General features: G+C 61.5%; 11 protein-coding genes. 2 read left to right on the plus strand and 9 right to left on the minus strand.

Annotation, left to right across the window (positions count from 1 at the left end; genetic code table 11):
• Positions 1–191 precede the first annotated feature (191 nt).
• The gene (locus tag JJE47_16200) at positions 192–1,457 is read left to right on the plus strand and encodes an NAD(P)-binding domain-containing protein (GenBank protein MBK5268962.1); all 1,266 of its coding nucleotides are present in this window, start codon (positions 192–194) and stop codon (positions 1,455–1,457) included.
• A gap of 76 nt (positions 1,458–1,533) precedes the next feature.
• Here JJE47_16200 and JJE47_16205 read toward each other — a convergent pair whose 3' ends face one another.
• From JJE47_16205 to JJE47_16235, 7 genes are all read right to left on the minus strand, one after another.
• Positions 1,534–2,646, minus strand: a complete 1,113-nt coding sequence (locus tag JJE47_16205) for an NAD(P)-binding domain-containing protein (GenBank protein ID MBK5268963.1) — start codon at positions 2,644–2,646, stop codon at positions 1,534–1,536.
• Positions 2,647–2,765: 119 nt separating this feature from the next.
• The gene (locus JJE47_16210) at positions 2,766–4,412 is read right to left on the minus strand and encodes a hypothetical protein (GenBank protein ID MBK5268964.1); all 1,647 of its coding nucleotides are present in this window, start codon (positions 4,410–4,412) and stop codon (positions 2,766–2,768) included.
• Between the two features lie 129 nt (positions 4,413–4,541).
• Positions 4,542–6,101 carry a hypothetical protein gene (locus JJE47_16215; protein ID MBK5268965.1) on the minus strand — a complete coding sequence of 520 codons (1,560 nt, stop codon included), beginning with the start codon at positions 6,099–6,101 and terminating at the stop codon, positions 4,542–4,544.
• On the minus strand, positions 6,101–6,631 hold the full coding sequence (locus JJE47_16220; protein MBK5268966.1) for a SigE family RNA polymerase sigma factor: 531 nt from the start codon (positions 6,629–6,631) through the stop codon (positions 6,101–6,103). Before JJE47_16220 ends, JJE47_16215 begins: the two co-directional genes overlap by 1 nt.
• A gap of 98 nt (positions 6,632–6,729) precedes the next feature.
• Complete coding sequence (locus JJE47_16225) at positions 6,730–7,353, minus strand: class I SAM-dependent methyltransferase (protein ID MBK5268967.1); 624 nt, start codon at positions 7,351–7,353, stop codon at positions 6,730–6,732.
• A gap of 100 nt (positions 7,354–7,453) precedes the next feature.
• Entirely contained in the window at positions 7,454–8,014 is a 561-nt protein-coding gene (locus tag JJE47_16230; protein MBK5268968.1) for a HAMP domain-containing histidine kinase, read from the minus strand.
• A gap of 891 nt (positions 8,015–8,905) precedes the next feature.
• Positions 8,906–9,679 carry a hypothetical protein gene (locus tag JJE47_16235; GenBank protein MBK5268969.1) on the minus strand — a complete coding sequence of 258 codons (774 nt, stop codon included), beginning with the start codon at positions 9,677–9,679 and terminating at the stop codon, positions 8,906–8,908.
• Between the two features lie 107 nt (positions 9,680–9,786).
• On the opposite strand from JJE47_16235, the gene JJE47_16240 reads away from it, so the two are divergent.
• Positions 9,787–10,776, plus strand: a complete 990-nt coding sequence (locus JJE47_16240; protein ID MBK5268970.1) for a hypothetical protein — start codon at positions 9,787–9,789, stop codon at positions 10,774–10,776.
• Here the strand turns inward: JJE47_16240 and JJE47_16245 are convergent.
• Together JJE47_16245 and JJE47_16250 are read right to left on the minus strand one after the other, a co-directional pair.
• Entirely contained in the window at positions 10,773–10,934 is a 162-nt protein-coding gene (locus tag JJE47_16245; protein MBK5268971.1) for a heme-binding protein, read from the minus strand. The two genes, JJE47_16240 and JJE47_16245, sit on opposite strands and share 4 nt — an antisense overlap.
• A 21-nt stretch (positions 10,935–10,955) precedes the next feature.
• The gene (locus JJE47_16250; protein MBK5268972.1) at positions 10,956–11,609 is read right to left on the minus strand and encodes an SDR family NAD(P)-dependent oxidoreductase; all 654 of its coding nucleotides are present in this window, start codon (positions 11,607–11,609) and stop codon (positions 10,956–10,958) included.
• Positions 11,610–11,624: the final 15 nt, after the last annotated feature.

Raw genomic sequence — 11,624 nt, forward strand, 5'->3', positions numbered from 1 at the left:
CCCGGGGACACGTCAATGGCTACCACGGCCGAGGTGCTTCGAGCCGTCACTGCAACGGATGCCAGAACCGACCGATAACCAAACGCGCCGGTTGGCCATCCAGCCACTTCGCTAGCTCCGTTCGGTTTCCTCCGTCACGGTCTGACCCGTCGTTGTAGTGTGCGTTTTCACCCAGAATGGAAAAACCCCAGATGACAGATGCCCCGGTTGATGTGGTCATTATTGGTGGGGGTCAGGGTGGCCTCGGTGTTGCCTACTACCTGAAGGCGGCCGGAATCGATGCGGTTGTGTTGGAACAAGGTCAGGTTGGGGAAACCTGGCGATCGCAGCGCTGGGACAGCTTTGTGCTCAACACGCCCAATTGGATGAACGGCCTGCCGGGTGCCCCATATGACGGCCCTGAACGGTTTGGGTTCATGTCGGGATCAGACTTGGTGTCGTCTTTTGAGGATTACGTGGATCGGTTTGGTCTTCAAGTTCGCAGTGGGGTGACAGTGACCCGGGTAACTCAGTCTCCAGGGAGCGCTCGATTTAGAGTCGAAGCGACCAGCCGGGAGGGTGACGTGGTTTTGATCGAGGCGGATTCGGTCGTGGTTGCCTCGGGGATCCTGCAAACTCCGCGTATCCCACCGGTAAGTTCAAATCTGAGCGACCAGATTCTCCAGCTGACCGCCGGGAGCTATCGGTCCGCGAAGGCCTTGCCCGAAGGGGCGGTGGTTGTGGTCGGTGGGGGCCAGTCCGGAGGGCAGATCGTTGAAGATCTGCTGGGTGCAGGCAGGACTGTCTATTTCTCGATCAGCAAGGCACCCCGCCTTCCCCGCCATTACCGGGGACGTGACTTCATGGATTGGTGGGTGGACATGGGGTTTTGGGATGTCGATATCGATGACGTTGACGATCCTGCTGTGCTGGCCGCTACCAACCCATTGGTGTCAGGAGTCGGCCCGTTGGGGCACAGCGTCAGCTACCAACAGCTATCCAGAGATGGTGCTCGTCTCCTGGGCCGACTTCAGGACATTTCAGATGGCAAACTCATCACGGACGACAAGGTTCTCGAGTACATCCGGCACGCCGACGAATTCTCGCAAGCGTTCAAGACCAAGCTTGATGCCTTTATTGAGAGGAACGGTCTCGCAGCTCGAGATTCTGAATTAGATGCGGGAGATACGGCTCTGACAAGCGACGAGCCCATCGAATTCGCCACAGAGTTGGACCTCGAGCAAGTCGGAGTCACGACGGTCATTTGGTCGACCGGGTTCACGGCCGACTTTTCGTGGATCGATCTGCCGATCAGCGGCGATCAGGGACGACCGGTTCACCACAAGGGCATCAGCCAGGTGCCCGGCATCTACTTCGTCGGCTTCCCATGGCTCTCCAAGCGAAAGTCAGGGATCATCTACGGCATCGACGAAGACGCCAAGCGAATCGCTGACGACCTCATCGCCCGAACCGCCTGATGTAGCCACCTGTCCGGTGATCCGTTTGGCGGCATTAGCCGAGGCGAGTGCAGTGGAAAGCTCGATTCGATCAGCCTCAGCCGGTCAGTACCTCTTGTTTGCGTGCAACCAGTTGGTCAGCGACGTAGGCGGCATCGATCGGCATGCCGGTGAGTGTCTCTGACCACAAGGCATGGAGGAAAAAGAGCCCACAGAAGTAGAGGCCAGCCTGGGAGGCGACCACACCTCGTTCGTGGATGGGGAGACCGTGGTCATCGAAGACCGGGAGGTCGATCCAGTCGAACCCATGCCGGAATCCGGTACACCATACGACATTGGCTACGTCGAGCACCGTACCGTCGGCGAGAACCGGGCGTCCGTTGTCGACTCCGGTGACGCGAGGTACGCGGTGTGCGCCGGCGGCAACCAGGTCGTCCGGCTTGACCCGAACGATGGGACCGCCGCTGTGTTGCATCATTTTGGGTCGGGCCTTGCGCCCGATGAATGTGTTGGTATTCAGGACCTTCACCGCCGCAAAGCGCACGAGCCTGACGCCGACGTTGCGCCCCAACCAGGGTTCGATACGGAAGGGGATGACCACGCCGGGGGTCCCGGCGATGTAGGTTTCGCGGTGGTGGGCGAGTTCAAGACCGATGTCAGCGCCAGAATTGCCAAGCCCCACCACCAAAGCCGGTCCCTCGGCGAGTTGGGAAGGCCGCAGATACTGGCTCGAATGCATTTGAACGATGTCAGGGTCGAGATCGGGTGCGAAATCGGGAACGTGGGGGATCTGGTAGTTCGCCATGGCGACCACGACGTTGCGTGACCGCAGTACCCGATCACCCGCCTCCACGATATAGGTCTCGCCGTCGTGGGACACTTTGGACACCTTTGTGTTGGACCGCACCGGGAGGTCGTTCAATTCGGCGTACGCCTCGAGGTAGGCGGCGACCTCGTCCTTGGTGACGAACGCGTCGGCCTTGGCGGGGAACGGCATGCCCGGTAGCCCGTTGTAGCGGGCTGGTGTAAACAGCAGCAGCGAGTCCCACCGTTTGCGCCAGGCATCGCCGACGCGTTCGTTGGCGTCGAGGATCACGAAATCGACGCCACGTTGAGCGAGGTTGTAGCCAACTGTCAAGCCGGTCTGGCCGCCTCCGATGACGATTGTGTCTGTGTATCCATTCCCTGGTCCGTCCTGCCTGTCATTCATGGTCGGTTCCTCTCGTGTTGGTTCTGCCAACGTATAGGAACCGACCGTCAACCGCATCGCCAGAATCACCCATTTTCCGGCGCGGGACGTGTGGGTAGGAGTACCCATGTGAAGTCGTCTTAGGCGAGACCGTTCTTGAAAGCCCAGGCCGTCGCTGCCGAGCGTGATGACACGCCGATCTTGGCGAAGATGTTCGAAACGTGTCGGTCGACGGTGCGTTCGCTGAGAATCAGTTCGGCCGCCATTGCACGATTGGTGGCACCGGAAGTGAGCAGGCGAAGTACCTCGACCTCTCGATCAGTGAGCGCGGCCGGCCAACCGGAGTTTGACTGGCCTATCAAACCGTCGACGGTGCGGATGTCTGGTATGGCCCCGAGTTCGACGAACGTAGCTCGGGCTGCCTCGCACTCAAGATCGGCCGAAGCGAGATCTCCTCGTGCCTGGAGAGCGTGGCCGAGATCGAGCCTTGTACGAGCAAGGTCGTAGAGCATCGACAGGTCCTGCCAGATCGCCTTTGCCCGTTTCAGGTGGACGACTGCCTGGGTGATCCGGTCCTCTGCGAGAGCCACTCGACCCTCGGCGTGCTCGGCCCACCCGAGGTGAGCCTCGGTACCAGTCGCCTTGGCGGCTACGGAGAGTTCCCGGGTGGCCCCGGTTGCCTCAGGGATGCGGTCTGCGGCGATGGCGATCTCAACCACGGCAGGGAGCAGCTGGATCCTGACGAAGGGGTCGGTGGCCTCGGCGATTGCCTCGCCGATCATGGTCAAGGCCGCTTCTTTGTTCCCTTGGGCGAGCTTGAGTAGGGCCATTCCCGGCATGGGATCGCCTCCGTCGAGGCTTACCTGTCGGTAGGTCTGTTCTGCGGCGGCGAGGTCGCCGCGCATGCGCTGGATCTCAGCGATCTGGTAGTGGGCTTGGGCGGCGATCTGAAATCGTGCCCCGGCCCCTTGGGCTCGGTGGGCTTCCTCTTCGGCTTCGGTCCACGACCCCTGCAACCGGAGGATCTCGGAGCGATGTGCCAGGCACTGGTCGTTGAAGGCGACCAGGTCGGGTTGCTCACCGCACCAATCGGTGAGTGATTGTGTCCATGTGGCGGCTCGCTTGATCGAGTGCGTCTCGTAGCAGCCCTCAAGAACGCTGCAGTAGACGAGGCCGGTGACCATCGGTGACAGGCGGGATCCCGTCACCGTGATCATCACCTCATCGAGGAGGCGGAGGCCTTCGGCGGTGCGGGACAGTCTGAGGAGGGCGCGAGCCTGGGTTTGGGCGGCGAGGGCGGTAAGGTCAAGATCACCGAATCGGCGTCCGATATCTGCCGCCTGGGCGCCGACCCGCGCCACCTCCTCGAATTCGTCGGCGATCACGTGGCGAAGCATGCTGGGCATGAGCAGATATCCTCGCTCGACGCAGTCCTTTGGGGCCGACTGGAGGAGCCGTTCAGAAATCTCCACCCATCCGCTGGCCTGCGGGATCTTCCCCCGACTCGCCAGGTTGGTCGCCAGCCATAACGCCGTCCTGGCAGCCATTAGAGGCTCGGCAGCCTCTATATAGCCGTGGTATGCCCGCTCCTGGGTGGCGAGCATCTCGGTGACCTTCCCGAGCATGTACGCCGTGGTCGCGAATAGTTCGAGATTGGAGGGTTTCAGTAGCCCGGCGTCATCGAGCGTCGCAAAGGCGTCGTACGCATTGGTCCACGACCGGGCGGCATACGACGACCTGGCAGCTTCCAACAGATCGGATCGCTCGGAATCGCCTGCAGATGACACGCAGTCACGCTACTCGGGTCGGTGGCCACATGTCGGAGCTAGGCGCGACACCGAAAATCTGATCGCCCCGGTCCAACGCCAGATGAAAAACCTCCTCCTTTCCTAGCGATAGGAAAACGCGGGTTGCCGTTAGAGGTCGTCGTTCCAGCGGCCGAGTTCTTGGCCGCTGGAGTCCAGGGCGCGAATTTCGACGGTTCCGATCGAGCCAGTCAGCGGGAATAGCCCATACCCGACCACGGGCCGTTGCCAGAGGGATTCCCCGCTGCGGGTAAGTACTACGACTGCCGTCTCGATTGGAACCTTCACGGTGACGAACGGGCCCGAATCTGGTCCCTCAAACGCCCCGATGATGCCGTAGTGGGAATACGAGAACGAGCCGTCGTCACCGCCGGTTGCACCTCCGCTCTCGCTCACCGTTGTCCAGTACAGGGCGTCAGGTCCGAAGAGTTGAAGGTAAAGCCGGGTCCCATCATCGAGGGATCCCAGGTGCACGAAGGATCGGTCCGTGTCGGTGACCGATGAGGGTCGAAGGCCTTCATCGTCCGGAGTAGGTACGGAATCGCCCGGTGTGGCGGGTGATAGTGCCACCTCGGTGCCGAGGAGAGAAGTGTCGAAGGAGGGAACCGGCGACGAAGGTGCCTGCACCATGAGCGGATCAGCCTGTAACACCGTGGCGGAAGCGAGGGCCAGGTCGAAGTCCTCTCGAAACTGACCGGAGATGCGCGGCGAGAACTCTACGCTGGGTGTGATGTTCTGGGCCATGAGGAGATCGGCAACTGTTTGCGGGTCTGCTTCGGGTTCGAGCATGATGAGTGCAATAAAGCTGATCCGTGGGGCTTGCTCGGAACCAGTTTCGACCGAGGATCCGCCGAGCGTGGTCACCGAGCTCACATCGGGGTTGCGCAGAACCAGAGAGACCCGCGGGACGAGGTCCGGATCCCAGACGAGCCGGACGCTAGCGACTCCCGGGACGCCGGCCAGCAACTCCCTGGTCGTCTCGGGGTTGGCGGAACTCAGTCCGCTGGCCCGGATATCCCAGCGGATGCGGTCGAGTCGGCTGGCGTCGTAATCTTGTTGGGAGACGAACCTGATGCTCTCTGCATAGGCCATGACGTCGACCAACCCGACCCCGCCGGCGAATAGTTCAGTACTGGTCCAGTCATCCTCAAGAACGACCAAGGAGATTCGACCATCCGCATCCGTTGCCATGACCGCCGGCTTTCCCCGTATCGTGGTTGCTGTAATGCCGTTCAGGCCAGCCGACTCGTAGGCGGCGAGGAGTGCTTCGATGGTAAGTGGATCACCATATGGAAGACTTATTGTCGACGACAACAGGAACGGCTGGGTTCCGGTAAGGAGTTCGCCGTCAGATGGCAGGTAGTAGGCGTGGCTGTCGCGTCCCGGAAACCCCGAGCTCATGACCAACTCGAGGCCTGGGGGAATTTGTGAGGCCACCGGATATCCTGTGACGGGCGTATGGATCTCGACGGATGGGGGAGGGGCGATCGTATCGGTTGGAGCGATTCCACCTCCAAGATTCCCAAGACCTATGGCTACCGCCGCTGTCGCTGTGATTACGACGGCCACCGCCACCCAGGGGCGACGAGTCGGCAGTGATGGTGGACGGAGTTCGCTCATCCGGCGATGGGTGTCCTCGGCCGCAGACTGGAGTCGGTCATGCAATGTCATCACGTCACCTCTTCTGATGTGTCGAGGGCGGCAGCCAACGTTTTTCGCGCTCGCTGTAGGTGGGTTCCGACGGTGGGAACCGAGACGCCGAGTACGGTGGCAATTTCCTCAAGCGACAGATCGTCAAGGTAGGTCAGCGCTACGACTTGCGCCTGGCGGCGGGGAAGGCGCCGGACAGCCAGCCAGATTTCTTCGGTGGGTTCAGCAAGTTCGGGTACCGCGCTCTGCCATCCGCCCATCATCTTGACGACCGCCGTCGCCTCGGCCATCCGTCGTCGGTACTTCGACACGGCCCGGTTGGAGACGACCCGACGAACCCAGGCGCCCGGGTTTTCGTAGGCCCCAAGATCACTCCAGCGGCGATGTGCTTCGAGGAAAGCGTCCTGCACGAGATCCTCGGCACCCGTCCGACTCCCCGAAAGGACATAGGCGAGCCCTACACACCGGGAGTACTCACGGCTGTAGAACTCGTCGAACGACCCGACTCCCCGAATGACCGGGATGGCGTTGTCGTCGGCTTCAAAGTCCACTGCCCTACCTAACGCTTTCGTCACAAGGGTTAAACGCCTGAGCGGCCGCCGATTATGACATCAGATTGACCAGCAGCACCGAATGAGCGGTTTTGTAGTCAGACGGCCCGGCAGACATAGACGGCGACGTTACCACCCGCCAGGGGGCGTTCCCGGTCCAGACGTAACCGCGATCCCGATATGACGGCCGGCAAACCGCCAGCTTTCACGAATGTTCGGAACTCTCCGAAGTGGTCGGCACCGGCCAACCGTTCGACGCCCCACGACATTGCCCGGATGAGTCGCCCCTTGAGCGTCAACGGACCGGCGGTGAAGTCAGCAACGATGACTGCTCCCTCGGAGCGCAGAACCCGACTGACTTCGGCCAAGACCTGTATGCGGATGTCGGGTGTCAGTTCGTGGAGCATCATTGAGATGAGTACCAGGTCGAAGGTGACTGCGTCGAACGGCAGGTTCGTGGCGTCGGCCAGGCGCAAGTCGGTCGCTTTCCCGAGTGTTGTTCGGGCTTCGGTGAGCATGGCAGGGGACAGGTCGACACCGGTTATCGAACATCCGGCAGCCCCATATTGGACGAGTTGGGATCCGGTGCCACATCCGACATCGAGCACCTTCATGCCACGCTCGGGCGGATGGGTCTTGAAGGCAATGCTTTGCAGGGGTTCGTTCAGTCGGTCGATCACTGCGCGGTAGATGCGGGTTTTGCCCGCATAGGCGTCTGTCACGAGGGTTCCTTCCGCCAGTTGGTGATCCCCGGAGGGGTGAGCGGCTTCGATTCCCGCCCCAGCCGAAATGTAACCGATGTAACGCCGGAGATGCCGGGCCTTAGACAGCCAGTTTGGCTTTTCGGGAAGCGTTCGATTGCCCGTTCGGCGACCGAAGCGTGACCCGAAAGGTCGATCCCTGGCCCGGATCGGCCGAGTGCGCTGGGATGACTCCGTCCTTCGCCTCAACGAGTGAGCGGCTAATCGCCAGTCCCAGGCCGCTGCTGTCTCGTCGGCCCGATCCGTTCGACCCTGAGTCGTAGGCGTCGAAGATGCTGTCAAGTTGGTCTGGATCGATCCCCACACCCTGGTCATGAACCTCGACTGTGGGGACGCCGCCGGCATCGACCACCTGGACTTCAATGACACCTGATTTTGAGAACTTGATGGCGTTCGCCACCAGGTTCGTCAGGACCTGGGACAAGCGGACGGGATCAGCCCAGCAAACAACTGAATCGGGGGCGTTGGCGCGAAGTGTCAGATTCTTCTGGCTGGCCACGGGTGTCATTTGCTGAACGACTTCGTGAACGGCGTCGTCGCACAAAACCGACGACATCTCGATCCCAATTCCGCTCGTCTCAAGCTTGGCTGCGTCGAGCAGATCGTTGACCATGCCGATCATGGCGGCCGCGGCACCGTAGATCTCGGCCAGATAGCCGGTGAGTTCGGGTGGCTGGGGGACTACGTCGTCCGCAAGGTCGGTGTAGCCGACGATGGCGGTCAGCGGAGAACGAAGCTCGTGAGTGACCGCGGCGTAGAACGCCCGTCGGGATTCGAGGGATTCGGCAAGCTCCAGGTTGGCCGCATGGAGCTCGGCGGTCCACCGTTCGGCGATTCCTCGCTACGGCTTCTGTTCGAAGCTTGGACTCGGAAAGGCGGGTATAGAGGATTCCGACCGCCGCACCGGCGAGGCCGAGAACGGTGGGACCTAGGTCGATGATCCACATGGTCGAGTTTATGGCGTGCAGTTCGCTGAAGGTCATCGGCCCGGCTTGGGCAATGGCCACCCACCAGGCGATCAGCGGAAAAAATGTCCCGAAAAGCGCTCCGGCGATCGTCCAACGAGCGACATACTGGCGCGGCTCGGGCGTGAGTGATGATTCTATACAGGGCATTCATCGGCAATCCGAGCGGGTTCCTGAGCGAATGATGGGGACCCGGCTGATCTGGTGCAAACGCCCTACCGTGGGCCTTCACCCCAAGTCGTCGGCTTGACCGGACGCAGAACTGGAGTGGCCGGCGCGGCTTCGGACAGGCACGACCAGTGTGACAGTTTGGTGCGGGGCCGTCACCGGATAGCGGTCTTACCGGTCAGGGGTCAGTCGGACGCGACGCTGCGCCCAGTTGTGACCGGGCGCAGAGACAACCGACGCTACGGGTTGCGGAGGTCGTCCCATTCGGCGAGACGTTGGTCCCAGTCGGCGTGGGTGATGACCCAGCAACCGTCCGACTCGAAGAAGCCCGACCACGCGGCACAATCACCGTTGAAGCGGAACTCGACAGGGTTCGGTCGTTACTCGCAGAACCGTTCACACAGCAGTGGATTGGTGGTGTGGAACACACCGAAACGGTTTTCGAGGCCGGGAACGATCCAAGCGTGCAACATCCAGAGATTGCTGCCTTCGATCCAATCCCCACCGCAGGATTCTCTATCGGCGACACTCTCGGTCTGGAGCCACCCATCCTCGAAACAGAGTCCCAGGTGTCGGTGCCATTGATCGGTGTTCCCGGTGAAGCCTTCAGGGGGACCGTCAGAACGAACCCAGTATGAGAACGCTACCAACTCGGGGCCGTAGCCAGATCTGACTTCTTCGAATAGAAGCTGCGAAGGCGCCTGCGGATCGAACGGTTCTGCGACCAGGGACCATTTGGTCCAATGTGAACCGATCCCGTCAACCGGGGGTGAAACCGGGACATAGCCGGCGGCTGCCGCGTCTGTGACGGTTCGAAGATTCGGTACCGCAGCGGTTGCGAGGGCCAGTTCGGCGGCAAGCGCCTCCTGGTCGGACTGCGATGGCATTGAGTCCATATCCATCGCCATATGATGCGGCGCGTCGACATCGACGTGACCGTGGCCTTCTTGAACGAGCGCGGCCAACGCCGCGGCTTCCAACGATGGCAGGGCGGCTCCCGACTCAGGGACCACGGGCGAAGCACCATCTGACAAGACATAGATTCCTAGACCAGCAGCGGCGAGTAACAGGCCGAACAAACCTACGGCCAGGAACCAGGGGAGCGTACGTGAACGCTCGGGAGAAGGTGGGCTGGCAGCGATCGACGAATCCATCGGGCGACAATAGCGCCGAACGACATCAGGGCAAACAGGTGCCCGAATGCCGAAAGCTTCCCGGACCGAGACCGGCACCAACTGGCCGCCATGGTAATTTCAGATCCATGTTGTACCCGAAGCCGTTCGAACGGCCACTCCATCTCGCCGCCGACTCGGTTCGAACGTATGGCGGCTACGACCGACCTACCGATCACCCCGGGTCGTCGTCGATTACCGGGGACCCCGGCCCCGGTGACATTCGAGTGGGCCAGGTATACGTTCATTCGCGTATCCCTGTCGAAATCGCTGGTGCTCCGATCGTCATGATCCATGGAGCCAACCGGACCGGGGCGACGTTCGAGACCACTCCGGATGGGCGCGAGGGTTGGGCGACCTGGTTTGTTCGGCAGGGCCATCCCGTGCATGTGATCGACCATGCCGGACGGGGTCGATCAGGTTTTGACCCGACCGGTGTGAATGCGCTGCGGGCTGGCGACGCCCGAGGAGAGGCGCCGAACTTGTTTCTTGGCACCAAGGCCCGGATCTGGGTTAACGCCCGGATCGGCCCCAGGTACCCCGAGCCGTTCCCTAATGTTCGCTTTCCGCTGGAAGCGTTTGATCGAATGGTCGATCGGACCGTGCCAAACGCGGAAACCACGATCGAAGGAGGATCCGAAAATACGATCAGCGGTGTAGTTGGACTGCTTGAAGAGGTGGGACCCGCGGCGCTTCTGGTCCATTCACAGGGTGGGCTCTTCGGGATCGAAATTGCTCGGAGGAGGCCCGACCTCGTTGCAGCCCTTGTCAGTATCGAGGGCGGAAGTCACACAATTACTCCTGACCTTGCCCAGTCGGTCTTCGGCCCGATCCCGTTCTTGTCGGTGTGGGGTGACAACAGTCAGGGCGCCGACGGTGTCAATGGGGATGATCGTAGGAGTGGGTGCATCCAGGCTGTTACCAACATCAACGACGCGGGTGGGTCGGCAACACTGATGTTGTTGCCCGAGTCCGGGGTCGAAGGCAACAGCCACGTCATGATGATGGACAGCAACAATCTCGACATCGCTGAACTGATAAAGACCTGGCTCGACGATGCCTTGACGACCGAGGTCTAGGGAAGGGGGCACCCGTCCGTGCGCAGCAGCCCTATGAGCTCGCCGTGGCCGTCGGAGACCGCTACGACGGCCCCCCGACCATCTTGCTCAAGGGCGACTCGCGCCGAGTTCACTATGTCCCAGGCGTCGGCGCGTGACATTGATTTGGTGTTCTTCATGACGCTCGCCGTCCCGGCGACCTACCATTCGTGTTCCCGGCCATCCCAGGTCCAGAAGCCACCATGCATTTGGGTCGTTAGCCCACCCATGAGCCTGCGAATTCCGGCGGCGCTCTCGGACACCGAGACGGGCGCCGATGATCCACCCATGTCGGTGCTGACCCAGCCTGGGTGGATGACAATTGCCCGAATCCCTCGCTCGGCCCAGCCTGGAGCTCGCAGCCGGAAGGCGTCGTTCAGGGCAGCTTTCGAGTCACCGTAATCGCCAAGGCTGCCGGTTCGGCCGCGGCGTGCACCAAGTTGTGACGTGATGAGGGCGATCTTGCGTTGGTCACTGGCTGCCACATTCTCGAGAACGGCATCGGCCACCCGGATGGGTGATTCGGCGTTGACAGCCATGATCACCTCCCGGGGTGTATTGCGATAGACGCCTGCGCCATGGATGAGAACATCGATCGGCATTCCATCGAGAGAGACCAGTAGCGCCTCCAGGTCGGCGTTCGAGCGGACATCCATCTGATGCAACGTGACGTCACCGGGGATTTCCCCAAGCGGTCCCGGTTGATCGACCGTGCGAGTCGTGGCGTGGACGGTCCAGCCGTCGACCGCGTACTGGGTTGCCAGTTCGAGTCCAATACCCCGGCTGGCGCCAACAATCAGGCAAGTGGAAGACATATCTGCACGCTAGTC

The sequence above is a fragment of the Acidimicrobiia bacterium genome (genome assembly GCA_016650365.1).
Lineage (GTDB): Bacteria > Actinomycetota > Acidimicrobiia > Spongiisociales > JAENVV01 > JAENVV01.